The 25,303-nt window shown below is 61.9% G+C and carries 25 protein-coding genes; 10 read left to right on the top strand and 15 right to left on the bottom strand.

The window, feature by feature from the left end; translation table 11 throughout:
* Positions 1-13 precede the first annotated feature (13 nt).
* On the top strand, positions 14-1,351 hold the full coding sequence (locus tag AC1RR7_RS22455; protein WP_397482743.1) for an MFS transporter: 1,338 nt from the start codon (positions 14-16) through the stop codon (positions 1,349-1,351).
* 42 nt (positions 1,352-1,393) lie between these two features.
* Here AC1RR7_RS22455 and AC1RR7_RS22450 read toward each other — a convergent pair whose 3' ends face one another.
* Complete coding sequence (locus AC1RR7_RS22450) at positions 1,394-2,272, bottom strand: DMT family transporter (protein WP_273538853.1); 879 nt, start codon at positions 2,270-2,272, stop codon at positions 1,394-1,396.
* 145 nt (positions 2,273-2,417) lie between these two features.
* Positions 2,418-3,194 carry an IclR family transcriptional regulator gene (locus AC1RR7_RS22445; RefSeq protein WP_096820824.1) on the bottom strand — a complete coding sequence of 259 codons (777 nt, stop codon included), beginning with the start codon at positions 3,192-3,194 and terminating at the stop codon, positions 2,418-2,420.
* 177 nt (positions 3,195-3,371) lie between these two features.
* Between AC1RR7_RS22445 and AC1RR7_RS22440 the strand changes: the two genes are divergently transcribed.
* From AC1RR7_RS22440 to AC1RR7_RS22430, 3 genes are all read left to right on the top strand, one after another.
* Positions 3,372-4,205, top strand: coding sequence for an aldo/keto reductase (locus tag AC1RR7_RS22440; RefSeq protein ID WP_493158460.1), 834 nt, complete (start codon positions 3,372-3,374; stop codon positions 4,203-4,205).
* 201 nt (positions 4,206-4,406) lie between these two features.
* Complete coding sequence (gene ypfJ, locus AC1RR7_RS22435; RefSeq protein ID WP_096820823.1) at positions 4,407-5,297, top strand: KPN_02809 family neutral zinc metallopeptidase; 891 nt, start codon at positions 4,407-4,409, stop codon at positions 5,295-5,297.
* Positions 5,298-6,251: a S49 family peptidase domain-containing protein gene (locus tag AC1RR7_RS22430; protein WP_096820822.1), complete on the top strand. Its 954-nt coding sequence runs from the start codon at positions 5,298-5,300 to the stop codon at positions 6,249-6,251. It begins immediately after the preceding gene.
* A 28-nt stretch (positions 6,252-6,279) separates the two neighbouring features.
* Here AC1RR7_RS22430 and AC1RR7_RS22425 read toward each other — a convergent pair whose 3' ends face one another.
* The 3 genes from AC1RR7_RS22425 to AC1RR7_RS22415 all read right to left on the bottom strand — a co-directional run bounded on the left by AC1RR7_RS22425 (position 6,280) and on the right by AC1RR7_RS22415 (position 8,414).
* Positions 6,280-6,873: an HAD family hydrolase gene (locus tag AC1RR7_RS22425; RefSeq protein WP_273538849.1), complete on the bottom strand. Its 594-nt coding sequence runs from the start codon at positions 6,871-6,873 to the stop codon at positions 6,280-6,282.
* On the bottom strand, positions 6,870-7,739 hold the full coding sequence (gene tesB, locus AC1RR7_RS22420) for an acyl-CoA thioesterase II (protein WP_085712241.1): 870 nt from the start codon (positions 7,737-7,739) through the stop codon (positions 6,870-6,872). The genes AC1RR7_RS22425 and tesB overlap by 4 nt, the downstream gene beginning before the upstream one ends.
* 105 nt (positions 7,740-7,844) lie before the next feature.
* Positions 7,845-8,414, bottom strand: a complete 570-nt coding sequence (locus AC1RR7_RS22415) for a GNAT family N-acetyltransferase (RefSeq protein ID WP_102621130.1) — start codon at positions 8,412-8,414, stop codon at positions 7,845-7,847.
* A gap of 83 nt (positions 8,415-8,497) precedes the next feature.
* Between AC1RR7_RS22415 and AC1RR7_RS22410 the strand changes: the two genes are divergently transcribed.
* Both AC1RR7_RS22410 and AC1RR7_RS22405 read left to right on the top strand, forming a co-directional pair.
* The gene (locus tag AC1RR7_RS22410; RefSeq protein ID WP_493158458.1) at positions 8,498-9,418 is read left to right on the top strand and encodes a histone deacetylase family protein; all 921 of its coding nucleotides are present in this window, start codon (positions 8,498-8,500) and stop codon (positions 9,416-9,418) included.
* A 175-nt stretch (positions 9,419-9,593) separates the two neighbouring features.
* Positions 9,594-10,829, top strand: coding sequence for a TIGR03862 family flavoprotein (locus AC1RR7_RS22405; RefSeq protein ID WP_273538424.1), 1,236 nt, complete (start codon positions 9,594-9,596; stop codon positions 10,827-10,829).
* A gap of 379 nt (positions 10,830-11,208) precedes the next feature.
* Here the strand turns inward: AC1RR7_RS22405 and rhlE1 are convergent, their stop codons facing one another.
* Together rhlE1 and yedA are read right to left on the bottom strand one after the other, a co-directional pair.
* The gene (gene rhlE1, locus AC1RR7_RS22400) at positions 11,209-12,549 is read right to left on the bottom strand and encodes an RNA helicase RhlE1 (RefSeq protein ID WP_273538422.1); all 1,341 of its coding nucleotides are present in this window, start codon (positions 12,547-12,549) and stop codon (positions 11,209-11,211) included.
* Positions 12,550-12,602: 53 nt separating this feature from the next.
* Positions 12,603-13,553 carry a drug/metabolite exporter YedA gene (gene yedA, locus AC1RR7_RS22395; RefSeq protein ID WP_096820816.1) on the bottom strand — a complete coding sequence of 317 codons (951 nt, stop codon included), beginning with the start codon at positions 13,551-13,553 and terminating at the stop codon, positions 12,603-12,605.
* A gap of 163 nt (positions 13,554-13,716) precedes the next feature.
* On the opposite strand from yedA, the gene AC1RR7_RS22390 reads away from it, so the two are divergent.
* Positions 13,717-14,172, top strand: coding sequence for an Lrp/AsnC family transcriptional regulator (locus AC1RR7_RS22390; RefSeq protein ID WP_102621133.1), 456 nt, complete (start codon positions 13,717-13,719; stop codon positions 14,170-14,172).
* Positions 14,173-14,237: 65 nt separating this feature from the next.
* On the opposite strand, the gene AC1RR7_RS22385 is transcribed toward AC1RR7_RS22390, so the two are convergent.
* The 3 genes from AC1RR7_RS22385 to AC1RR7_RS22375 all read right to left on the bottom strand — a co-directional run bounded on the left by AC1RR7_RS22385 (position 14,238) and on the right by AC1RR7_RS22375 (position 16,236).
* Complete coding sequence (locus tag AC1RR7_RS22385; RefSeq protein ID WP_039771802.1) at positions 14,238-14,843, bottom strand: 3'-5' exonuclease; 606 nt, start codon at positions 14,841-14,843, stop codon at positions 14,238-14,240.
* Positions 14,844-14,860: 17 nt separating this feature from the next.
* Positions 14,861-15,340 carry a LabA-like NYN domain-containing protein gene (locus AC1RR7_RS22380; protein ID WP_493066462.1) on the bottom strand — a complete coding sequence of 160 codons (480 nt, stop codon included), beginning with the start codon at positions 15,338-15,340 and terminating at the stop codon, positions 14,861-14,863.
* A 137-nt stretch (positions 15,341-15,477) separates the two neighbouring features.
* Positions 15,478-16,236 (bottom strand): DUF2076 domain-containing protein, encoded by a 759-nt coding sequence (locus AC1RR7_RS22375; protein WP_096820813.1) that lies wholly within the window; start codon positions 16,234-16,236, stop codon positions 15,478-15,480.
* Positions 16,237-16,414: 178 nt separating this feature from the next.
* Here AC1RR7_RS22375 and AC1RR7_RS22370 point away from each other — a divergent pair, with 178 nt between their 5' ends.
* Both AC1RR7_RS22370 and AC1RR7_RS22365 read left to right on the top strand, forming a co-directional pair.
* Positions 16,415-17,089: a YciC family protein gene (locus AC1RR7_RS22370; RefSeq protein WP_493158455.1), complete on the top strand. Its 675-nt coding sequence runs from the start codon at positions 16,415-16,417 to the stop codon at positions 17,087-17,089.
* A gap of 74 nt (positions 17,090-17,163) precedes the next feature.
* The gene (locus AC1RR7_RS22365; RefSeq protein ID WP_493158454.1) at positions 17,164-18,240 is read left to right on the top strand and encodes an endonuclease/exonuclease/phosphatase family protein; all 1,077 of its coding nucleotides are present in this window, start codon (positions 17,164-17,166) and stop codon (positions 18,238-18,240) included.
* Positions 18,241-18,242: 2 nt separating this feature from the next.
* Here AC1RR7_RS22365 and AC1RR7_RS22360 read toward each other — a convergent pair whose 3' ends face one another.
* From AC1RR7_RS22360 to AC1RR7_RS22340, 5 genes are all read right to left on the bottom strand, one after another.
* Positions 18,243-19,079 carry an ABC transporter ATP-binding protein gene (locus AC1RR7_RS22360; protein ID WP_064382153.1) on the bottom strand — a complete coding sequence of 279 codons (837 nt, stop codon included), beginning with the start codon at positions 19,077-19,079 and terminating at the stop codon, positions 18,243-18,245.
* Complete coding sequence (locus AC1RR7_RS22355) at positions 19,067-19,870, bottom strand: ABC transporter permease (protein WP_085732919.1); 804 nt, start codon at positions 19,868-19,870, stop codon at positions 19,067-19,069. The genes AC1RR7_RS22360 and AC1RR7_RS22355 overlap by 13 nt, the downstream gene beginning before the upstream one ends.
* Before the next feature lie 10 nt (positions 19,871-19,880).
* Positions 19,881-20,858, bottom strand: a complete 978-nt coding sequence (locus tag AC1RR7_RS22350; RefSeq protein WP_096820810.1) for an ABC transporter substrate-binding protein — start codon at positions 20,856-20,858, stop codon at positions 19,881-19,883.
* A gap of 395 nt (positions 20,859-21,253) precedes the next feature.
* Positions 21,254-22,624 carry an aspartate aminotransferase family protein gene (locus AC1RR7_RS22345; RefSeq protein WP_493158452.1) on the bottom strand — a complete coding sequence of 457 codons (1,371 nt, stop codon included), beginning with the start codon at positions 22,622-22,624 and terminating at the stop codon, positions 21,254-21,256.
* A 32-nt stretch (positions 22,625-22,656) separates the two neighbouring features.
* On the bottom strand, positions 22,657-24,150 hold the full coding sequence (locus AC1RR7_RS22340; RefSeq protein WP_273536390.1) for an aldehyde dehydrogenase: 1,494 nt from the start codon (positions 24,148-24,150) through the stop codon (positions 22,657-22,659).
* A 238-nt stretch (positions 24,151-24,388) separates the two neighbouring features.
* Between AC1RR7_RS22340 and AC1RR7_RS22335 the strand changes: the two genes are divergently transcribed.
* Complete coding sequence (locus AC1RR7_RS22335; protein ID WP_007958716.1) at positions 24,389-25,303, top strand: LysR family transcriptional regulator; 915 nt, start codon at positions 24,389-24,391, stop codon at positions 25,301-25,303.

Below are 25,303 nucleotides of genomic sequence, written 5' to 3'. Positions count from 1 at the left end.
ACGGGTGGAACACATGATTCCTTCACAGACTTCCCGCATGGCCCCGGCCATGAGCACTGCCACGGGTGGCATCGGCGACAAGATCCGCGGCGCCATGGCCGTCGGCAAGACCCGTTGGGGCATGCTGGCGCTGGTGTTTTTCGCCACCACCCTCAATTACATCGACCGCGCGGCCCTCGGCGTCATGCAGCCCATCCTCGCCAAGGAAATGAGCTGGACGGCGATGGACTACGCCAACATCAACTTCTGGTTTCAGGTCGGCTACGCCATCGGCTTCGTGCTGCAAGGACGACTGATCGACCGTGTCGGCGTAAAACGGGTGTTCTTCTGCGCCGTGCTGCTCTGGAGCCTGGCCACCGGCGCCCACGGTCTGGCGACCTCGGCGGTGGGCTTCATGGTCTGCCGGTTCATCCTCGGCCTGACCGAAGCGGCCAACTATCCGGCCTGTGTGAAAACCACGCGCCTGTGGTTCCCGGCCGGCGAACGTGCTGTCGCCACTGGCATCTTCAACGCCGGCACCAACGTCGGCGCGATGTTCACTCCGATGCTGCTGCCACTGATTCTTCATGTGTGGGGCTGGCAGGCCGCGTTCCTGTGCATGTCGGCACTGGGCGGGATCTGGTTGCTGTTCTGGGGCCTGAAGTATTTCAACCCGGAAGATCACCCGAGCGTGAAACAGTCGGAGCTGGACTACATCCAGAAAGAAGTCGAACCGGAACAGGCCCGCGTGCCGTTCTCGAAAATCCTGCGCATGCGCGGCACCTGGGCCTTCGCCCTCGCCTACTCGCTGACTGCGCCGGTGTTCTGGTTCTACCTGTACTGGCTGCCGCCGTTTCTCAATCAGCAATACAACCTGGGCATCAACGTCACCCAGATGGGCATTCCGCTGATCATCATCTACGTCACCGCCGACTTCGGCAGCGTGGGCGGCGGGATTCTGTCTTCGTTCCTGATCGGTCGCGGCATGAATTCGATCAAGGCACGGCTGCTGTCGATGTTCCTGTTCGCCTGCTGCATCATCGGTGTGGTCATGGCGGCCGGTTCCGCCAACCTGTGGGTTGCGGTAGCGGCCATCTCCCTGGCCATCGGCGCGCACCAGGCCTGGACGGCGAACATCTGGAGCCTGGTGATGGACTACACGCCCAAGCACATGATGAGCACGGTGTTCGGTTTCGGCGGCATGTGCGCAGCGATCGGCGGGATGTTCATGACCCAGATCGTCGGCCACATCCTCACCGTCACCAACAACAACTACACCGTGCTGTTCACCCTGATTCCGGCGATGTACTTCATCGCGCTGACCTGGATGTACTTCATGGCACCGCGCAAAATTCCTACCATCACCGAATAACCTTCCTGCACCGACCGGCCTGATTTCAGGCCGGTTTTCCTTTCAGCGCCGGCTCTGCTGCCACGCTGCCGCCAGTCCGCTGCAACAGATCACCGCGATCCCGATCACCGTCATCAGGGTCGGCGTGTGGGCAAACAGCAGCCACCCCAACAACCCCGCAAACACGATCTGGCAATAGCCGAACGGCGCCAGCAACGCTGGCGCGGCATGGCGAAACGCCTGGGTCAGAAACAGGTGCGCCGTCATCCCGCACGTGCCCAGCGCCAGCATCAAGAAAGCGTGCCCAAGGCTCGGCACTTGCCAGAAGAACGGCACCAGCGCACTCATCACCAGCGTGTTGCACAACCCGGCGAAAAAGTTGCTGGTGGTCGGGCTGTCGATCTCGCTGAGCTTGCGGGTGAGCAATTGATAGAAGCAGAAAAACAGCGCCGAGCAGAACGGCAACAAAATCGCCGGGGTGAACAATTCACCACCGGGGTGGACGATGATCAGCACGCCGATAAACCCGCAGATCACCGCGATCCACTGGCCCCGCGTCACCCGCTCCTTGAGCAACGGCACCGACAGCGCCGTCACCAGCACCGGCGCGAGAAAGTTGACCGAAGTGGCTTCGGCCAACGGGATGTACAGCAGCGCCGTAGTGAAAAACAGGCTGGTGCCCAGCAGGCACAACGCCCGCGCCAACTGCCACAACGGGCGTTTAGTGCGCAGCACGCGCAACCCGGACTGCGGCAGAAAAATCCCCGCCATCAGCAGCGTGTGCACCAGATACCGCGCCCACACCACCATGATGATCGGATAAAAACCCGAGAGGTATTTCGACAGCGCATCGTGGCTGGAGAACAGGAACGTCGCCACGACAATCAGCAAGATCCCCTTGAAGGGTTGGTTGACGCCGGAAAGCGGGGTGCTGACGGTCATTGGCTATCTCTAGAAATCAAAATGAGGAAAAAGCCTCCAGCGATAATTTAGAACCAGGTTCCAAATTCTCACACCCTTCAAGCCAAATTCTGTGCGATCAACGCACAGCTTTACAGACAACCCGATCCCGTCTTCCGTTGCGCGGCTAGACGAACAGCTCCGAAGCCAGGCTCGCCGCCGACAACTCCTCGGTAAACCTCAACAACAGCGGCGCCAGTTCATGCAACCTCGCCCCCGGCATCCGCGCACTCGGTCCGGCAATGCTCAATACCCCGATCACTCGACCATCTGCCGGATGCCGCACCACGGCGGCAATGGCCGATGTGCCTACCGCCGAACTCTCTTCGACACAGGCGTAACCCTGCTCCCGCGCCACGCGCAGATGCTCGAGCAATTCAATGTTCGTTCGCGGTGCATTCGGCCCGATATCCGCCGGCATTTCGGCGGCCTGACGTTCAACCCGCGACAAGGCCTCGGCATCACTCATGCTCGCCAGCCACGCATGGCCGGACGCGGTGTAGAACAGCGGCGCATCGCGGCCCATGTCCGGGTCGTAACGCAAACCGCTGCGTGCGCCCTGAGACTTGGCAATCCAGGTCTGACGCTCGCCGTCGGTGACGCCCAGTCGTACCAGCTCGCCGGTTTCCTGCGCCAGTCGATCAAGCACCGGCTGCACGATGTCGGCGCCGCTGCTCGACAGGTAACGAAAACCCATCGCCACCAATTTGGTCGACAAGTGATAACGCAGGGTTTCCGGGTTCTGCCGGACATAGCCCAGCCGGGACAATTCGGCGAGCAAGCGATGTGTCGCACTTTTCGGAATGTCGATTTGTTCGGCGAGGGTTTGCAGCGGCAGTCCGCGCGGCTCGTGGGTGAGGCTCTCCAGTACGCTGAAAACCCGTTCGATCTGACTGCCGGCCATGGTGCGATCCCAGTGAAATTTTGCCGATTCTAAAATACATATCAGCGATTGCGAAATCTGGAACTGACCGCTCGATAATCGCCCCCTTTCTCGGCTGACGAGTTGCCCCTACTGGCTGGCGTTGTTTAGTTTTCGCAATCCCATTCTGAAACCCCATCAATGCAGGAAGCGCCGACCATGCAGCACATCGTCAACAGACAAGGACTGAACCTGCCCAAACTCGGCCTCGGCACCTGGCCGATGCTCGGCGACGAATGCACCCGCGCCGTGGAGCAAGCACTGGAGCTCGGTTACCGGCACATCGACACGGCGGCGGCCTACAACAATGAAGACGCAGTCGGACAGGCACTGGTGAATACGCCGACACCCCGCGAGCAGATCCACGTCACCACCAAGGTCTGGTGGGACCAGTTGCAACCGGATGCCATGCGTCACTCGCTGGATCGCAGCCTCAAGGCGTTGCGCAGTGAGTACGTCGATCTGTTCATGATCCATTGGCCGACTACTGACTGGGACTTGCCACGCACTCTTGAGACCCTCGCGTCGTTCAAAGAGCAAGGCCTGGCTCGCAATATCGGCGTGGCGAATTTTCCGCTGCCGTTGCTTCGCACAGCCGTCGAGGAATACGGCATCCCGCTGTCAGCCATTCAGGTCGAGTACCACGTCCTGCTCGGACAAAACGCCCTGCTCGACTACGCCCGTCAACACGATCTGGCGCTGACGGCCTACACGCCATTGGCGCGTAACAAGGTCTCGGATATTGCGCAGATTCAGCAGATCGCCGAAAAACATGGTGTGCTGCCGACTCAGGTCGCGCTGAAGTGGTTGCTGGATCAGGACAATGTCGCAGCGATTCCCAAGGCCAGCAGCCGGGCCAATCAACTGGCCAACCTGGCGTCACTGAAGGTCGAACTGGACCATGACGATCGTGCGCTGATCGCCGCGTTGTCCAAACGCGAACGTCAGGTCAGCCCGGACTTCGCGCCGGTGTGGGACGCCTTCGACCGCTGACACCTGACCCGGCGAAAGAAATTCGTCGGCGGATTGAATTCCCGGCGCCCGTGCTCGTCAATAACAGGCCCGACCTCGTCACGCGAGGTCGGGCCTGTTTGTCTGTGTGCGAATGGACGGACGACCGGACTGGCGCCACACTCACACACCAGCAACACTCATCACCACACACTTTCCACCTGAACAGACGAGGATTCCCACATGCTATGGAGAAAAGGTCGACGCAGTGACAACGTCGTCGATGCCCGTGGCGATGACATGGGCGGTGGCGGTGGAGGCATGCGCTTCGGTGGCGGCAAAGGCCTGAGCCTCGGGGCGATCCTGTTGATCGTCGGTATCGGCTGGATCACCGGGCAAGACCCGCTACAGATTCTCGGCCAGCTCACCGGCCAAGGCACACAGCAAGCCGCACCGACTTCGCAAACCCGTCAGGCACCACCGGCAAACGATGAACAGGCCGAATTCGTGCGTTCGATTCTCGGCGACACCGAGGACACCTGGGGCGCGATCTTCCAGCAGGCCGGTCGCCAATATAAAGACCCGACCCTGGTGCTGTTCAGCAACCGGGTCAATTCGGCCTGCGGCATGGCCACCTCGGCCACCGGCCCGTTCTATTGCCCGGCGGACCAGAAGGTCTATCTGGACATGGCGTTCTTCCAGGAAATGTCCCAACGCTTCAAGGCGGCCGGCGACTTTGCCCAGGCCTACGTGATCGCTCACGAAGTCGGACACCATGTGCAGACGCTGCTGGGCGTCTCGGCGAAAATCCAGGCCGCCCGCCAGCAAGGTCGGCAGATGGAAGGTGACGGCGGTCTGCTGGTGCGCCAGGAACTGCAAGCCGATTGCCTGGCCGGTGTCTGGGCCTACAACGCCCAGAAGCGTCTGAACTGGCTCGAACCGGGCGATATCGAAGAGGCCTTGAACGCGGCGAACGCCATCGGTGATGATCGCTTGCAACAACAGGGTCAGGGCCGTGTGGTGCCGGACTCGTTTACCCACGGTACGTCGGCGCAAAGGGTGCGCTGGTTCAAAACCGGATTCGCCCAGGGCCAGGTCGGCCAGTGCGATACCTTTGCGGCGAAAAACCTGTAAATGCATAAATGGCTGTTGGCTTTACTGTTCATCGGCGGCACCGCACAAGCGGCCGGCGTCGACGCGATCAGTCCCGGACGCCTGCAATTGCAGGCCGGCGAAATGGCGGTGGGCATCGGCCCGGCGCCAGCGAAAATCGAGCGGGTGCTGATCGTCATTCATGGCAAGCTGCGCAACGCCGAGACCTATCGCAAAAGTGGCGAGAGCGCCGCCGAACTGGCCGGGCAAACCGCCAACACCCTGGTGATCGCCCCGCAGTTTCTCAACGAAAGCGATGTCGCCCTCTATTCGTTGCCCGCCAGCGTCCTGCGCTGGAAAGGCAATGAGTGGATGGGCGGCGGGTTATCCACAGGGCCGAACGCGCTCAGTTCTTATGCCGCCCTCGACGAAATCATTGGCCGGCTCAGCGACCGCAAGCAGTTTCCGGACGTGAAGCAGATCGTGATCTTCGGCCACTCCGGCGGCGGTCAGGTGGTGCAGCGCTATGCCCTGCTGGCCCGCGAACAGCCGGCACTCAAGGCCGAAGGCATTCGCTTGCGTTATGTGGTGGCCAACCCGTCGTCGTACGCCTACTTCAATGAACAACGGCCGGTAGCGTTCGATCACGCGCAGTGCCCGGGTTTCAATCGCTGGAAGTACGGTCTGGTGGATCCGCCGATCTACTCCGGTGGGCAAACGCCTGCGCAGCTTGAAGGCAGTTACGTCAAACGTGAGGTGATTTATCTGCTCGGCCAGCAGGACACCGACCCGCAACACCCGGCCCTGGACAAGAGCTGCGCCGCCGAAGCGCAAGGCGCCTATCGCCTGATGCGCGGAAAAATGTTCTTCAGCTATCTGCTGCGTCGGCATCCGGAAGGGGTGAATCAGCGGCTGGTGGAAGTGCCCGGTGTCGGGCATAACGGCGACGGCATGCTGACATCGCCGGAAGGCCAGAAAGCGATATTCGACCAATAAAAAACGGGGGCCGAAGCCCCCGTTTTTTTCAAGCGAACAACATCCGCCGCAATTCCACACAATCCTTCGCATGCCAGTCGGTCAGCTCCGGCCACGGATTATCCGGCAGGTTCACCAGCACCGTGTGGGTGCCCGCCGCCCGACCGCAGTCGAGGTCAAAGCGGTAATCGCCGACCATCACCATCTCGCTCGCCGGCACTTGCCAGGCATCCGCCAGTTTCAGCAAACCGCCCGGGTGCGGTTTCGGCGGCGCTTCATCGCGGCCCAGTACATCGTCCACCGCAAAGCAGTCCGCCAGGCCGATGGCCTCCAGCGTCACATGGGCCAGCTCCCGCGCATTGCGGGTCAGGATGCCGAGGCGATAACCCCGCGCGTGCAGATCGCGCACCAACTCCACCGCGCCGACTGCCGGGGTCGAGCCGAGCGCCAGATCGCGCTCATGCTCCAGCAGCCACGCATGTTTCGCCGCCGCTTCTTCGGCGGGTAACGCCGCGAGGTGTGTAAGGATGTCGTCCTCCGGCGGGATCGCCAGCGCCACGCGAATCGCCGCGAAGTCATGCACGGCGACGGTCAGGGTGCCGTCCATGTCGAACACCCAGTGCCGCACATCCGCCAGACTCATGCCCAATCCTTGCGATGACGGATCAGGCCTTCCTGAGTCACCGACGCCACCAGTTGCCCGGCGCGGTTGAATACGCTGCCACGGGAGAACCCGCGAGAATTGCCGGCCCACGGGCTGTCCATGGCGTAGAGCAACCAGTCATCGGCGCGTAGATCGTTGTGGAACCACAAGGCGTGGTCGAGGCTGGCGACCTGCATGTCTTTCTGCCAGACCGATTTGCCGTGCGGCAGCATCGAGGTGGTCAGCAGACCGAAGTCCGAGGCGTAGGCCAGCAGGTATTTGTGCAGCGCCGGGATGTCGGCCAATGCACCGTCGGCACGGAACCACACGTACTTGATCGGATCCGCCGGCTGCGGGTTGTACGGGTCTTTTTCAGTGACCGGGCGCACTTCGATCGGCTTCGGGCACAGCAGTTTTTCGCGCATGTGTTCCGGGATCAGGTGCGCGCGTTGCTGGGTCAGTTCCAGCTCCGACGGCAGGTTTTCCGGGCCGACCACTTGCGGCATCTGGCTCTGGTGTTCGAAACCTTCTTCGTCGTACTGGAACGAAGCGCTGCAAGTGAAAATCGGGTGGCCCTTCTGGATCGCGGTCACACGGCGGGTGCTGAAGCTGCCGCCGTCGCGTACGCGATCCACCGAGTAGACCACCGGCAACTTGGCATCGCCCGGGCGCAGGAAATAACCGTGCATCGAATGCACATGACGCGTCTCTTCAACGGTCTGACTGGCCGCCGACAGCGACTGGCCGAGCACCTGGCCGCCGAACAACTGGCGAAAGCCCAGATCCTGACTGCGACCACGGAACAGGTTTTCCTCGATCGGTTCGAGGGTCAGCAGATCCACCAGATCTTCCAACACTTGGCTCATTCAGACTCTCCTCACACAACGCTATGCCGCGCAGTCTTGGCTGCGGCGGCCAATTCAGGTTCTGGCGCGAGCCATGATCGCGCCCTTGTAAACGTCCGTGTCGGCTTAGCCATGCAGGGTCTGCAGCCATTGCTCCCTGGTGATGCGGTACAACAGATGTCGACGCAACGGGTGATCGACAGCCACTTTCGGGTGATCGAAATCATGGGCCGGGTCGTGATGCATGCCGATGGCCTGCATGACCTTTTCCGACGGCAGATTGCTCTGCGCAGTGAACGCCACAATTTCCTTCAGGGCCAACCGGTCAAAGCCACAGCGCAGCGCGGTCCACGCCGCCTCGCTGGCATAACCCAGGCCCCAGTGTTCTTTCGCCAGGCGCCAGCCGATTTCCACCGCCGGGGTGAACGGCGCGTCGAAACCGACCACGCCGAGCCCGGTAAAACCGATGAATTCGCCGGTGTCCTTGCGTTCCAGCGCCCACAAGCCAAAGCCGTGTTCGGCGAAATGACCGCGTACACGGCCAATCAACGCGGCGCTTTCCAACCGACTCAAGGGGGCGGGAAAGTAGCGCATCACCTGCGGATCGGCGCACATCGCCGCAAATGCCGGCAAATCCGCGTCCTGCCACTGACGCATCAGCAGTCTCGCGCTTTCCAGCTCAAGTATCGGCTCCATCGTGCCCCTCCGTTTCCATGCCGCAAGTCTACATCGCTGGTAGGCTTTGCACTCTTTCCTACAGCCTTTATGAATAGTCCGCCATGCCATTGCCGTTGATCTACCACGAAGACTACAGCCCCGAGTTTCCGGCGGATCACCGCTTTCCCATGGACAAGTTCCGCCTGCTGCGCGATCACCTGGTGGACAGCGGTCTGACCCGCGACGAAGACCTGCTGCGCCCTGAACTGTGCCCTGCCGACATCCTCGCCCTGGCCCATGACCGCGGTTATATCGAACGCTACATGAGTGGCGAATTGTCCCGTGAAGACCAGCGGCGTCTCGGCCTGCCATGGAACGAAGCACTGGCCCGGCGCACGGTGCGGGCCGTCGGCGGTTCGATTCTGGCGGCAGAGAAAGCGCTGGAACATGGCCTGGCCTGTCACCTCGCCGGCGGCACCCATCACGCGCACTACGACTACCCCGCCGGGTTCTGTATCTTCAATGACCTGGCGATCATCAGCCACTACCTGCTGCAAAGCGGCCGGGTGAACCGGGTGCTGATCTTCGATTGCGACGTGCATCAGGGCGACGGGACTGCACGGATTCTGCACAACACCCCGGAAGCGATCACCGTTTCCCTGCACTGCGAAAGGAACTTTCCTGCACGCAAAGCCGAAAGCGACTGGGACATTCCGCTGCCCAACGGCATGGGCGATACCGATTACCTGAAAGTGGTCGACGATGCGCTCAACTACCTGCTGCCGCTGTATCAACCGGATCTTGTGCTGTACGATGCCGGTGTCGACGTGCACAAGGACGACGCCCTCGGTTATCTGCAACTGACTGACGAAGGCGTCGCCGCCCGCGACGAAAGCGTGATGCGCCACTGCCTGGGCCGCGACATCCCGGTGGTCGGGGTGATCGGCGGCGGTTACAGCAAGGATCGCCAGGCCTTGGCCCGCCGTCACGGCATCCTGCATCACAGTGCGCAGCGCGTCTGGCAGTCATCGGGTTGTCATTGAGTTGTGCTGCGTTACCCACAATGGCTGTGGAACGGCCTGTGGATAACCTGAGCGAAACGGACTACAGCCCACGCTGAACATGGCCTGCAGCAAGCTGGTTGTTTTTTGATCAGGCCTGACGATGGCCGCTGCTGCTAGAATGCGCGGCTTATTCCGCCACGCTATTGCCGCTGCCATGACTCAGACTTCCGCCGCCCCTTCCGCTCATGTCGCCATCATCGGCGGTGGCCCCGCCGGCCTGATGGCCGCCGAAGTGCTGAGCCAGGCCGGAGTCCGCGTCGATTTGTACGACGGCATGCCCTCGGTGGGCCGCAAGTTCCTGCTGGCCGGGGTCGGCGGCATGAACATCACCCATTCCGAAGCCTACCCGGCGTTTCTCTCGCGCTACGCCGAACGCGCCCCGAACATCGCCCCGTTGCTGCGCGCGTTCGACGCCGACGCACTGTGCCGCTGGATTCACGAACTGGGGATCGAAACCTTCATCGGCAGCTCCGGCCGGGTATTCCCCACCGACATGAAAGCCGCGCCGTTGCTCCGTGCCTGGCTCAAGCGCCTGCGCGACAGCGGCGTGGTTATCCACACCCGCCACCGCTGGCTCGGCTGGGATGAAAAGGGTGCGTTGCGCATCGACAGCCCGGAAGGCGAGAAAACCCTCAACCCCGACACCACCCTGCTCGCCCTCGGCGGTGGCAGTTGGTCGCGGCTGGGCTCCGACGGTGCGTGGATGCTGCCGCTGGAGCAACGCGGTGTAGGACTGGCGCCGTTGCAGCCGAGCAATTGCGGCTTCGAGGTGCAGACCTGGAGCGAAGTGCTGGTCAGCAAATTCGCCGGCGCGCCGCTGAAAAATATCGCCATCGGTTTGAACGACGATGTTCCGCGTCTGGGTGAATGCGTGATCACTGCGACCGGCATCGAGGGCAGTTTGATTTACGCGCTCTCAGCGCCGATTCGTGAGGCGATCAATGTGCACGGTGCAGCGACTGTTCACATCGACCTGCTGCCCGGCCGACCTGTGGATAAATTGCAGGCGGCATTGAGCAAACCACGGGGTTCGCGCTCGATGGCCAAGCATCTGCACAGTCAGGTCGGGATTGATGGGGTGAAAGCGGCGTTGCTGCGTGAACTCACTGATGCTGCGACGTTTGCCGATCCGGCGCTGTTGGCCCGGGCGATCAAGGCCTTGCCGCTGACCTTGGTGAAAACCCGTCCGCTGGATGAAGCGATCAGCAGTGCTGGTGGCGTGACGTTCGAGGCGATGGATGAGCGGCTGATGCTCAAGGCGTTGCCGGGGGTGTTCTGTGCGGGGGAGATGCTGGATTGGGAAGCGCCGACTGGCGGGTATTTGCTGACGGCGTGTTTTGCCAGTGGCCGGGCGGCGGGGTTGGGGATGCTGGACTGGTTACGACGCTGATACCGAGTTGCACCTCTTCCCCTCACCCCAGCCCTCTCCCGGAGGGAGAGGGAGCCGACCGAGGTGTCTGGCGTCATACATCGACCTGAGAGACCGAGTCGATTATGGATTCGGGAAAACAGAATCAGGTCGGCGCATCTCTGAAGCATCCCCCAATCAGTCTCTCTCCCTCCGGGAGAGGGAGCCGACCGCGGTGTCTGGCGTCATACATCGACCTGAAAAACCGAGTCGATTATGGATTCATCGATCAAGTGCTTTTCACAACCTGAGTTCGACTCGGTATTTCAGGTCGGCGTAACTCGCAAAAACAACCCCGTCAGTCCCCTCTCCCCCCGGGAGAGGGTTAGGGTGAGGGGGCTTTTGATCTTTAAGGCAATCTTCAAGGCTTACGCTTACGCGGCCCGGTATTGAACACCGGCACTTTACGAACAGGCTTGATCGAAGGCTCCGGCGCCTGAGTCTCGCCGCTGTCCACCCACTTGCCCAGATTGCGCTTGCCACCGCCACCACCGGAAGCCTTCGGCTTTTTCGGTTTCTTCGGCTTCTTGATCACCTGGCCACTGGCATCAGTGTCCGGCACGCGGTGCTCCGGCACGAAGTCCGGTTCGATCTCGCGCTTCAACGTGCTGCGGGTCAGCATTTCAATCGCCGACAACATGTTCACTTCATCAGCACACACCAGCGAAATCGCCTCACCGGTCGCGCCCGCGCGGCCAGTCCGGCCGATGCGGTGGATGTAATCCTCGGCGACGATCGGCAGATCGAAGTTGACCACCAACGGCAGGTCTTCGATATCCAGACCACGGGCCGCCACGTCGGTGGCCACCAGAATCTGCACTTCGCTCATTTTGAAACGGTCCAGCGCCCGCTGCCGAGTCGCTTGCGGCTTGTCGCCGTGGATGCCGTCGGCATTCACGCCCAGGCCCTGGAGCTTCTCGACCAGCGAGTCCACACCATTACGGGTCTTGGCGAACACCAGCACCTGCTTCCACTTGTTCTTGCGCATCAGGTGCACGAACAGTTCCGGCTTGCGCTTCTTGTCCACCGTCACCACCCATTGCTTGACGGTGTTGGCGGCCACGTTGCGCGGGCTGACTTCGATGCTCAGCGGATCGTTGAGCATCTGCCCGGCCAGCAGGCGGATGTCATCGGAGAAGGTCGCGGAGAACAGCAGCGTCTGACGTTTCTTCGGCAGCGCGCGGTAAATGTTCGCCAGCTCCTCGGAAAAGCCCAGGTCGAGCATGCGGTCGGCTTCGTCCAGCACCAGGGTTTGCAGCTGATTGAATTTCAGTGCCTTCTGGCGGAACAGGTCGAGCAAACGGCCCGGGGTTGCCACCAGCAGATCGACGCCGCCGCGCAGCTTCATCATCTGCGGGTTGATGCTGACGCCGCCGTACACCGCGTAAGTGCGCAACGGCAGGTTTTCGGCGTACTGGCGCACGGCTTCGTGGACTTGCTCTGCCAACTCGCGGGTCGGTACCAGGATCAATGCACGGACCGAGTTGGCAGCGACTTTCGGCCCTTCCATGCTCAGCAGCTGCAACAGCGGCAAGGCGAAACCGGCGGTCTTGCCGGTGCCGGTCTGGGCTGCGGCCATCAGGTCGCGACCGGCCAGCACGGCCGGAATGGCTTGCGCCTGCACCGGCGTCGGGGTCTGGTAGCCGAGCTTCTCGAGGGAGCGCAGCAAGGGTTCGATCAGGCCAAGGGTGGCGAAAGTCATGGGAGTACCGTAGGAAAAATCAGAGCAAAGTGTGCGATGGCGCGCAGTTTACCCTAATTCGCACGCTGCTCCGTCGCTATGGCCTTCGTTGCGGCAGCCGGCTCGGTGACCACCGGCAGCTGCCGTGGACGGCGCCACTGCGGCAGACCGATCAGCACCACCGCGCCGATGATCACCAGCATCGCCAGCGCCTCTTCGATCCCGATGGTCTCGCCGACAAACACGATCCCCAGCAACACCGCCACCGCCGGGTTCACATAGGCATAACTGGTGGCCGCCGCCGGACGGACGTTTTTCAACAGATACATGTAGGCGTTGAAGGCGATGATCGAGCCGAAGAAAATCAGGTATGCCAGCGCCAACCAGCCTTCCAGTGGCGGCATGGCCTGCAGGTGTTCACCGCTGGCCGCGCTGCCGATCAGCAGCACCACGCCGCCGACCAGCATTTCCACCGCACTGGCCATTGCGCCTTGAGGCAGCGGCAGGTGCTTGCTCCACACCGAACCGAACGCCCAGCTCGCCGCCGCGAAAATCAGCAGCGCCGCGCCCAGCGGGCTCGATTGCAGGTTGGAGCCCATGTTGAGCATCGCGATGCCGATAATCCCCATCGCCACCCCGGCCCATTCCAGACGCGTGTTGCGAGCGCCCCAGAAATAACCGCAGAGCAAGGTAAACAGCGGCACCGTCGCCACTGCCAGTGCGGCAACACCCGACGCCACACCGCTGTGTTCGGCCAGGGTCACCGCACCATTGCCGAAACTGAGCAACAGAATCCCGATGATCCCCGCCGCTTTCCACTGCGCCCAGGTCGGCGCCGGTGCCCCGCGCCAACGCAGGAACGCGTACATCAGGCTGCCGGCGATCACGAAGCGCACGCCGCCAAGCATCAGCGGCGGCCAGTATTCGACGCCGATGCGGATCACCAGATAGGTCGATCCCCAAATCACGTACAACGCAAAAAACGCGGCGATCAGCGGCAAGGAAAAACGGCGCACGGCAGACATGAGACGACTCGACATCAAGGCAGGGAGACTGGTTATTCTAGAAAGGCCAACCGCTAAAAATAAGTTACAAAACCTGTTTATAGCGCCGGTACACTTTTGAAAACACGGAGATCGACGGCCAAAACCGCGATTTCGAAAGTCTGGCATTTTCAGGAGTCCGACCTTGGACAAATACGACCGCATGCTGCTCAGCGCCCTGCTCGAAAACGGTCGCGCGTCCTACGCCGATCTCGCCCGCAAAGTGAACCTCTCCGCCCCCGCCGTCGCCGAGCGCGTGGCCAAACTCGAGGCCAGCGGCGTCATCACCGGTTACTCGGCCAAGGTCGACATGGCCAAGCTCGGCCTGCCGATCCAGTGCGTCATCGAACTGCGCCTGAACCAGCACGGCAACCCGAAGGTGTACGACGAACTGATCAGAATTCCGCAACTCACCGAATGCCACCGCGTCACCGGCGACCCGTGCGTGATCATGCAGGCCGCCGTGGGCTCGATGACCGAGCTGGAAGAGCTGATCAACCGGGTGGCGAAATTCGGGTTCAGCAAGACGTCGATTGTATTGTCGAGTGCGATAGAGAAGCGGGTGCCGCTCGGTCATATCGAGGGCAACGGCAAACCCTGAGGCAATAACACCTACTGCCGCTCGTTCCCACGCGGAGCGTGGGAACGATCAACCAGGGGTGGACTTCAGCGATAGCGCTGGAGGTGTTCGCCGACTTTAGCGGCCGGGACTTTCTGCAATTTGCACAGCAGGTCGTGCGATAGCTCCCGCACCCCATGCTTGCGCCGCAACTCATCCGCCAGATGCGCCAGCAGGTTCGCCGCCATCTCCGCATCCGCCATCGCCCGGTGGGCCTGGCCGGTATGCGGCAGTTGGGCGAAGGTCGTGAGCGTACCGAGCTTGTGGTTCGGCGCCGCCGGCATCAGGCGGCGGGCCAGCAGCAGCGAGCAGGCGAAGTTCTGCAAACGGGTGCGCTTGATCCGGCCCAGTTCGAAGTCCCAGAACTTCTGGTCGAACGCAGCGTTGTGCGCCAGCAGGGGCGTGCAGCCGACGAATTCGTTGACTTCGTTCATCACTTGCTCGGCCGAAGGCGCGGTGCGCAGCATGGCGTTGCTGATGCCGGTGAGTTGTTCGATGAAGGCCGGGACGCGTACGCCGGCGTTCATCAGGCTCTGGTAACGCTCGACGATGCGGCCGTTTTCCAGCATGACCACGGCGATTTCCGTGGCCCGGCAGCTGCTGCTCGGCGAGATGCCGGTGGTTTCAAAGTCGATGACTGCAATGCGTTCCAAACCGGGTTCAACTCCGTTCAATTCTTGAGCAACAGCGTGCCTTCAATCGGCACATAACGGCTGGCGGCGCGGATCAGCGAGTTGGCGGTCAAGCCGGGAACGCCATAGGCCACCGCTTGCACGCCGTGTTTGTTAATGATGCGTTCGAGCAGCATGTCGAAATCGCCATCACCGGAGGCCAGGACGATTTCGTCGACGTGGTCGGCGGCGTCCATGATGTCGAGGGTGATGCCCACGTCCCAGTCGCCCTTGGCCGAGCCGTCGCTGCGCTGGATGTAGGGTTTGAGTTTCACGGTGAAACCGAGGTTGCGCAGGATCTGCTGGAACTGCTGCTGTTTGCTGTCGCCCCGGTCGATCGCATAGGCATAGGCCTCGACGATCTGCCCGTCCTTGCTGATGTCCGCCCACAGTGCCGCGTAGTTGAAGTGGCAACCATAGGCCTGACGCACGGTGTAGTAGAGGTTCTGCACATCGGCGAACACTGCGATTTTTTTCACCGGAGTTCCTGTGAGCGCTGACGCGCATGAGCCGGATCAGGCACCAGGCCCGAAAAAGGCGCTCAGTATGCCAGCCCGAAGGAAGGTTCCGCGAATAATCGGCCCGGGGCGCTCAGGCGCCCCGGACGAATGGTGAATCAGACGAAGGAATCGTCGTCATCGAAGAACGATGAGTTGTCATCGCTGTAGTCGGTGTCGGTGAAGCCACCCTGGTTGTTGCCGAAGGAATCGTTGTTGGCCATGCGCTGGTCATCGCCCCAACCGTTATTACCCTGATCGGCCACTTGCGCAGGCTCTTCCTTGATCACTTCGACGATTTCTTCCGGCTGCTGGTTGTGATGGAACAGGCTGCTGATGCCTTGTGCCAGCATCACGCCACCGGCCACACCGGCCGCGGTTTTCAGGGCGCCGCCGAGGAAGCTGCTGCCCGCCGCCGGGGCCGCTTGCTGTTGGCCATAACCCGGTGGTGGCGCGCCAAAGTTCTGTTGTGGCGCGGGTGCACCGAAGTTCTGCTGCGGTGCCGGCTCACGCCAGCCGCCAGTAGAAGCCGGGGCGCTTTGGGTCGGCGCCGGGCGCGGGCTGCTGCCACCGAAGATGCTCGACAGGAAACCACCGCCGCTCGGCGCCGGGGCAGCACTTTGCGCCTTGGCCGATTGCAGTTCGGCCTGCAGTTGCTGAACCTGTTGAGTCAGTTGTTTGTTCTGTTCGTCGAGGCTCTTGATCGCGGCCTCCTGCACCAGAATCGCCTGGGTCATGAAATAGCCTGCGGCCGGCTGGCGCGTCAGGTGTTCCTTGATCCGCGCCTCGGCCTGGGCGTCACGCGGGGCTGCCTCCGTTTCGGCCTGTTGCAGCCGGGAAAACAGTCCATCGATCAGGGTTTGCTCTTCGCTGTTCATGGCGACCTCGTAGATTGCCGGGGATAACGTTGCCCTCCTCCACAGTGGAGGAGGCGCACCTCTGTAATGGAGGCAGTGACAGAATGTTTCAATGGTCTTTACCGAACGTTTACGTTTGCGCCCGGCAGCACATCATCGGTTAAAGTGAGCCACTGTTTTTGACCTGCGATACCGACTGATGAATGCCTTCGATGTGCTGCGTGACTCGCTGTATTTCTTTAAACGCAATCTGGTGCGGATCGTCCAGCTGTGCCTGCCGCTGGTGATCTTCGAAGCCGCGCTGCAACAAGTGGTCGATCGCGCCAGCGACCCGGACGGTTATTCGGCCATCAGCGTGATCGTCGGCCTGCTGGTCTATCCGCTGTACACCGCCGCGCTGATCCTGTTTCTCGACGCCCGCACCCGCGGCGAATCCCCGCAAAACCTCGATCTGCTGGCGATGTCGGCGCGCCTGTGGCCGCGTTTCGCCGTGCTCACTGCGCTCAACACGATGTTGATCCTGCTGGGCCTGTCCCTGTATTTCCTGCCAGGCCTGTGGCTGATGGTCACCCTGGCCTTCGGTGAATACCTGCTGGTGCTGCGCGGCTACGGCCCGTTGCAGGCGATGAAGGAAAGCCTGCGCCTGAGCCGTGGGCATTTCCTGCGGATTCTGGCGTGCATCCTCTGTGTGATGGGGCCGTTGTGGCTGCTCAAGGGCCTGACCTTGCAGGTCTATCCCGATCCGCAAAATCCGTTGATCGCCGTGCTGATCGACAGTGGCCACAGCTTCCTGCAACTGTTCACCAGCGTGGTGCTGTTCCGGCTGTTCATGCTGATCAGCGAATTGCCCGACAAACGTGACGGAATAGCCTGACCGCTCCGCGCTTGGGCTGAGCGACGGGTCTCGGGTATGCTCGGGACCACTTCCGTATCGCTATAAGCCGAGCCATGACCCGTCTACTGCGCTACATCCTGCTCTCCGTGCTGCTGGCCGTCGCCCTGACCGGCGTGATGATTTTCAGCCTGACCTGGCGCCCCGATGCCCGGGAGACCCTGCCGGTCAGTTGCACCGGGCAGCCGCCGACGCTGGTGCCCGGCCAGGCGCTGAAGGTCATGACCTGGAACGTGCAATACCTGGCCGGCAAGCGTTACGTGTTCTGGAATGACCTGGCGCAAGGCGACGACGAAGCACCCACCCCGGAAGACATGGCGTTCAGCCTCGATGAAGTGGCGCGGGTGATCCGCGACGAACAGCCCGACGTGGTGCTGTTGCAGGAACTGGATGACGGCGCCAAGGCCAGCGACTATCAGAACCAGCTCAAGCTGTTGCAGGAACGCCTCGCCGACCTCTACCCGTGCAGTGCCCATGCCTTCGACTGGAAGGCCGACTTTGTCCCGGATCCGCATGTCTTCGGCAGCGTCGGCCGGCAACTCGCAACGCTCAGTCGCTTGCGCATCGAACACGCCGAACGCCTGCAATTGCCGGTGCAGCCGCTGAATATCATCAGCCGCCAGTTCCAGCCGAAAAACGCCCTGCTCGCCACCACCCTGCCGTTCAGCGATGGCGGGCAACTGGTGGTGTTCAACACGCATCTGGATCGCGCCATGCAGCCGGACGAAACCTTGCAGGCGCAAGTGACGGCGGTGGCCAAGGTTCTCGACAAACACGAAAGCCACGGCACGCCGTGGCTGATCGGGGGTGACTTCAACCTCTTGCCGCTCGGCCAGTACCGGCGCCTGCCCACCGAACAGCGCACGCCCTACTCCGTGGACAGTGCGCTGCATCTGCTGTGGGACAAGTACCCGATGATCCCGACCAACAACGAAGCCGGCGGCATCGACCGCGCCAAGTGGCTGACCCATTACCCCAACGACCCCGGCCTCAACGGCCCGGACCGCACGGTCGATTACCTGTTCTACAGCCCGAAGATCAAACGGGTCGAGGCCACGGTGCGTCAGGACGATACGTTGCGCATTTCCGATCATCTGCCGGTGATTGCGAAGTTCCTCCTGCCACCCAACTGATCTCAGTGAGCCTCTTCGAGATCGTCGTGCAACAGCCCGAAGATCTGCCGTTTCATGTCGATGAACGAGCGCTCCATGACCATGTCCAGCGTGCGCGGTCGTTCGATCGGCACATCCAGGATCTGCTTGATCCGCCCGGGCCGCGCGCCCATCACATACACCCGGTCGCCGAGCAGGATCGCCTCGTCGATATCGTGAGTGACGAACAACACAGTCTTCTTGCTGTTGCCCCACACCCGTAACAACAGTTGCTGCATTTGCAGGCGCGTCTGGCTATCGAGGGCGCCGAAGGGTTCGTCCATCAGCAGGATCTGCGGGTCGTTGGCCAGCGCCCGGGCAATCGCCACCCGCTGCATCATGCCGCCGGACAACTGCTTGGCGTAGTTGTCGGCGAACCCGGACAGCCCGACTTCATGCACATAGTGATCGACGATCTCCTTGCGCCGCGCCGCCGGCATGCCCCGACGCTTGAGGCCGAACTCGACGTTTTGCCGCACGGTCAGCCATGGGAACAGCGTGTAGCTCTGGAACACCATCCCGCGATCCGCGCCGGGGCCCTGCACTTGCTGGCCGCCGACGTAGATCTCGCCGGATGTCGGCTCGGCCAGGCCGGCGGTGAGGTACAGCAGGCTCGACTTGCCGCAGCCTGACGGCCCGACCAGCACCGCGAATTGCTGATCCGGCACTTCGAACGACACTTCTTCAAGCGCAGTGAATGTTCCGCCGCCGGGTTTGCTGTAGCGCAGGCTGACCTTGTCCACCTGCAACCTTGGCGCGGCGAGTGCCGGTGCGGCGACCGGCTCGATGAAACGACGGTTGGCAGCGGTTACTGAGCCCATGCGGCAATCCTCAAACGCAAGAAGCGGAACAGTTGATCGGTGACCAGGCCGAGCAGGCCGATGATCGCGATGGCGAGAAAAATCACATCCACCTGAAAGCCGCGCATGGCCTTGAGGCTCAAGTAGCCGAGGCCACTCGATGCGGCGACCAGTTCGGCGACCACCAGATAGGTCCAGGCCCAGCCCATGGTCACCCGCAAGGTGTCGAGCACACCCGGCAACGACGCCGGGGCGATCACATGCAGCACCGCGTCACGCCGGTTGGAACCGAGGGTGTAAGAGGCGTTGATCAAATCCTTGGAAATGCCTTTGGACACGTCCGCGACCATCACCAGTTGCTGGAAGAACACGCCGAAAATGATCACCGACACCCGCTGCTCCAGACCGATACCGATCCACAGGATGAACAGCGGCACGAACGAGGTCACCGGCAGGTAACGGATGAAATTCACCAGCGGTTCGAGGAACGCCTGGACAATACGGAAGCTGCCCATCAGCAAGCCCAGCGGCACTGCCACCAGCGACGACACGATGAAGCCCACCATCACCACTTCGACACTGGCCCAGACATGCTGGCCGAGGGTGCCGTCGCGGCTCAGGCGCACGGCGGCTTCAACCACCGCGCCGGGCGTCGGCAGGAACATCCCCGGCACGATGCCGCCGTAGGACAACCCGGCCCACAGGCCGACCAGCAACACCCAGGCCAGACCGCTGGCGCTCCACACCACCGGCACCGGCAATCCGGTCTTCGGCGTGATGCAGCGGCTCAGCCATGAATTGCGCTTGAACATGACCAGTCTCCTAGAGCGGGCTGACGAAACGGTTATCCACCAGATCGTCGTTGCTGACGTTGTAGGGCTTGCCCTGCAATTCGCTGGCGGTTTCATTGGCCAGTTTGATCAGCGGTGCGCTGTCACCCGGCGCGCCGGGTTTGCCCAGCAGCTTCTCGCTCATGGCCTGATCGTAGAAGCGCACGCCCTGCGCGGCGGCGGCCAGTTCCTTCGGATCGGACAGGTAACCGCCGACGCCCTTGGCCATGATTTCGTAGGCTTTCTGTGGATGGTCCTTGGTGTACTGCACCGCTTTGTAGAGACCGGCGACCAGCGCCTTGACGTCTTCCGGCTGCTTCTCGATCACCGTGCAGTTGAGCGCCACCACATCGACGATCACACCCGGCGTACTGCTGCTGTCGATCAGCACCTTGCCCTGCTGCTTGTCGCGCACCATCGACAGATGCGGTTCCCAAGTCACGGCGGCCGGCACACGACCGGCGATGAACGCCGTGGCGGCATCGTCGGCGGTCATGTTCTGCACGGTGATGTCACTCATGCTCATGCCGTTCTTTTTCAGCAGGTACGACAGCCAGAACTGCGAGGTCGAACCTTCATTGACGGCCACGGCCTGGCCCTTGAGTTCTTGCAGGCTCTTCACGTTTTTGCCGACCAGCACGCCGTCGCCGCCATGGCTGTCATCCAGCGCGGCCACGGCCTTGAAGCAGAACTGCGGGCGGTACTTGAGCACTTCGTCGATGGTCGAGGCCGAGCCGGACAATTGCCCGGACGCCTGGGCGGCCATGTACATCGAGGCTTCTTCGACCACCGGCAATTCGACGGTCAGGCCGTTTTCCTTGAAGTAGCCCAGATCCTGGGCCAGATACAGGGTGCCGTAACCGACCCACGTGGTGTGGCCGATCGACAAGGTGCCGGCCTGGGCGCCGGTGACTGAAAGGGCGGAAATCGCCAGAGGACATGCAAGACGGGTAAACAAGGACTTGTTCATGGAGCACTCCCAACGCTGTTGATTTAGTTGTCATGGGCAGTACGGCCAGCCGTGGTGTCGCGATTGCACGCTGCGGTCTCTGCTGGACTCTGACGGGCAATGCCTTGGCTGGCGAAATCGATGTTGACCCAGGCTTGGCGTCAGGAAAACGAGGAAATAGTTAGACGCGAACGATGAAAAAACTGGGTAGTGCGCACCGCGAAAGGGCGCGTCGGGCGGGGGTGCCCGAGGTGGGTGCAGATTGGGAAAAGTCTGGCGGAGATCGTTCCCACGCTCCGAGTGGGAATGCAGCCCGGGACGCTCTGCGTCCCATTCGAGAGCTGGAACGCGGAGCGTCCCTTGAGGCGTTCCCACGCAGACGGTTCGACGCCTCGACGTGGGAACGATATTGGGAGTTAGAGCCGGCCGTATTCCTGCGCCGTACGATCCAGCGCTTTCAACGTCTTGCCCACCAGCTCGTCAATCTCTTCACGACTGGCAATCAACGCCGGCGCCATGATCATTCGCCCCAGGGTCGAGCGAATGATCACCCCCTCTTCAAAACCGATCGTGCGGCAGCGCCAGGCGATGTCGTTCTCGTTGGCGAAGCGCTTGCGTGTCGCCTTGTCTTCGGCCAGTTGCAACGCCGCGACCATGCCCGTGCCCTGGATATCGCCCACCAACGGGTGATTGCCGAACACCTCGCGCAGACACTGTTGCAGGTACGGCCCGATGTCATCCTTGACCCGCGTCACCACGCCTTCATCGCGCAATGCCTTGAGGTTGGCAATCGCCACCGCCGCCGCCACCGGGTGCCCGGAATAGGTCAGGCCGTGGGCGAACACACCGCCCTGCTCCACCAGCACGTCGGCCATTTTCTTCGACAGGATCAAGCCACCCATCGGGATGTAACCAGAGGTCAAACCCTTGGCGATGGACAGGGTGTCCGGCTCGAAACCGAAGTATTCGTGGGCGAACCATTCACCCGTGCGACCAAAGCCGCCGATCACTTCATCGGCGCACAACAGCACGTCGTACTTGCGGCAGATACGCTGGATTTCCGGCCAGTAGCTTTCCGGCGGAAAGATCATCCCGCCCGCGCCCTGGAACGGTTCGGCGATGAAACCTGCGACCTTGTCCGCGCCCAGTTCGAGGATCTTCGCTTCCAGTTGCTGTGCCGCCCGCAGGCCGAATTCCGCCGGAGTCAGGTGGCCTTCGTGGGCGAAGAAGTACGGCTCGTCGATGTGCGCGATGTCGGGAATCATCCCGCCCATTTCGTGCATGAACTTCATGCCGCCGAGGGCCGTCGCCGCGAGGGTCGAACCGTGGTAGCCGTTCCAGCGGCCGATCATGATTTTCTTCTCGGGCTTGCCCAGCACCTGCCAGTAACGGCGCACGGTTCGGATCAGCACCTCGTTGGCCTCGGAGCCGGAGTTGGTGTAGATCGCGTGGCTGTAGTGCCCCGGCAGCAGGCTGAACAGCAGCTCGGAGAGCTCGATCACCTGCGGGTGAGTGGTGTGGAAAAACATGTTGTAGTACGGCAACTGCTCCAGTTGCCGGCTCGCCGTCGCGTTCAGGTCCTTGCGCCCGTAGCCGAGGTTGGTGCACCACAGCCCGGACATGCCGTCGAGGTAGCGCCGACCATCGTTGTCCCACAGGTGCAGGCGGTCGCCACGCACCATCACCCGTGGGCCTTCGTCGTTGAGGGCCTTCTGGTCGACGAACGCATGAATGTGGTGCGCTGCATCGGCGGCCTGGTAGTCGCGGGTTTCACGTGAGGTGGTCATCGCCGGATCTCCTTTTTTGTTGTGAGCGGCTGTCATGAGCGCAGTTGAAACCAGGTGGTTTTCAACTGGGTGTATTTGTCGAACGAGTGCAGCGACAGATCGCGGCCGAAACCGGATTGCTTGCCGCCGCCGAACGGCACGGTCACGTCCAGCGCATCGACGCTGTTGACCGACACCGTACCGGCTCGCAATTGCCGCGCCACCCGGTGCGCGCGATGCAGATCATCCGTCCACAGCGACGCCGCCAGACCGTAGACGCTGTCGTTGGCCAGTTGCAAGGCGTGGGCTTCGTCATCGAACGGAATCACCGCCAGCACCGGGCCGAACACTTCTTCGCGAAACAGGGTCATGTGCGGCTGCACGTCGGTGAAAATCGTCGGCTGAACGTAGTTGTCCGAACCGTTGAAACTCAGCTGTCGCCCGCCGCAGACGAGGGTCGCGCCTTCGCGTTCGGCCTGGTGGATGAAGCGCAGAATACTTTCGGTCTGACGAGTCTCGACAATCGCCCCGGCCGCACTCGCCGGATCCAGCGGATCGCCCGGCTGCCAGCGCTCGGCCTGAGCCTTCAGTCGCTCGACGAACTCATCATGAATCGAGCGCTCCACCAGCAATCGCGAGTTGGCCGAGCAGACTTCGCCCTGATTGAAGAAGATCCCGAATGCGGCTTTCTGCGCCGCCAGATCCAGATCCTTGCAGTCGGCGAACACTAGGTTGGCGCTCTTGCCGCCGCACTCCAGCCACACCTGCTTGAGGTTCGACTGCGCGGAGTACTGCATGAAATATTTGCCGACCTGCGTCGAGCCGGTGAACACCAGGCAATCGACATCCGGGTGCAGGCCCAGGGCTTTACCGGTTTGTTCGCCGAGCCCCGGCAGCACGTTCAACACACCGGCCGGCAGCCCGGCCTCCAGCGCCAGTTCGGCCAGACGCAATGCGGAAAAAGGTGATTGCTCGGCGGGTTTGAGGATCACCGAGTTGCCCGCCGCCAGCGCCGGGGCGAGTTTCCACGCGGCCATGTCCAGCGGGAAGTTCCAAGGCACCACGGCGGCGACCACGCCCAGCGCTTCGCGGGTGATGGTCGCCAGCACATTCGAAGCGCTCGGCGCGACCTGATCGTAGAGTTTGTCGAGACTTTCGGCGTACCAGCGGAACACCCCGGCGGCGCCCGGCACGTCGATGTTGTAAGCGTCCATCACCGGTTTGCCCATGTTCAGCGAATCGAGCAGCGCCAGTTCTTCGCGATTGGCCAGAATCAGATCCGCCAGACGCAGCAAGACTTGCTTGCGCTCGGTCGGTGAACGCCCGGCCCAGGTGCCGGCCTCGAATACCTGCCGCGCATTGCGCACCGCCGCGGCGACATCTTCTTCACCGCACGCGGCGACGTTTGCCAAAAGCTGGCCGGTGGCCGGGTTGATCGCGGCAAAGGTCTGCCCCGACTGCGCTGAACGCAACTTGCCGTCGATCACGGCCTGATCGGGAAAACTCAATTCAGCGGCCTTGCGCTGCCAGTCTGCAAGCTCGAACACGGTGGTTGCTCCTTGGACTTTTATTCTTTTGAGAACAGTGCGCAGAGATAGTCGCTCAGGCCCGTGCGAGCTAAAACCAGTAAAAATGTCTTCGCAGACAATAAAAAAGGTAACCAGCCGATGGCCCCTTCGCGCACGTATGGGGCTATTGTTCAGGGACAAAAAAACCGCCGACAGAACGGAGGCCGGCGGCTTACAAATTGCTTGGATGTGGAATCCGTTCGCTTTGAGGTTCACCGTGGCCGCTTACAACCTGCGTCAGTTGAAATACTTCATCACCACCGTCGAATGCGGCAGCGTCGCCGAAGCCTCGCGCAAGCTGTACATCGCGCAACCGGCGATTTCCACGGCGATCAAGGGGCTGGAAGACAGCTTCGGCGTGCAACTGCTGATCCGCCATCACGCTCAGGGCGTATCCCTGACACCCAGCGGTGCGCGGTTCTTCCGCAAGGCTCAGGAACTGCTGCGCATGGCCAAGGAGTTCGAACAGAACGCCCTCGCCGACAACGACGTGGTGGCCGGGCAGATCGATATCGGCTGTTTCGAAACCGTCGCGCCGCTGTACTTGCCACAACTGATTGCCGGCTTCTCGGCGCTGTATCCGGGGGTGAAGATCCGCATCCGCGACGGCGAACAACAGGAACTGGTGCAAGGCCTGACCTCGGGCACGTTCGACCTGGCGATCCTGTACAAGCACGACCTCGACGCCACCATCGAAACCGAACCCTTGATGCCGGCCCAGCGGCCCTACGCCCTGCTCCCGGCAGATCACCGCTTCGCTCAGCTCAAACAAGTGTCGCTGCGGGACTTGTGCCTGGAACCGATGATCCTGCTCGACGTACAACCGAGCCGCACCTACTTCGTCAGCCTGTTCGAAGAACTCGGGCTGTCGCCACGCATCGAGTTCAGCTCGCCGTCGATCGAAATGGTGCGCGGCATGGTCGGCCAGGGTTTCGGCTTCTCGATCCTGGTCACCCGCCCACATTCGGAATGCACCTACGACGGCAAGAAAGTCGTGTGCGTGGACATCGTCGAAGACGTCACCGGCTCAGGCCTCGTGGCCGCATGGCTCAAACGCGGACAACTGACCAAACCGGCGCAGTTGTTTGCCGATTATTGCCGGGAACAACTGACGGCCAAGGCCAGTCGCTGA

The organism is Pseudomonas sp. GW821-FHT11G12, from assembly GCF_058808055.1.
Note: the sequence above shows the minus strand (reverse complement) of the source record. Positions and strands in the feature narration are given on the sequence as shown.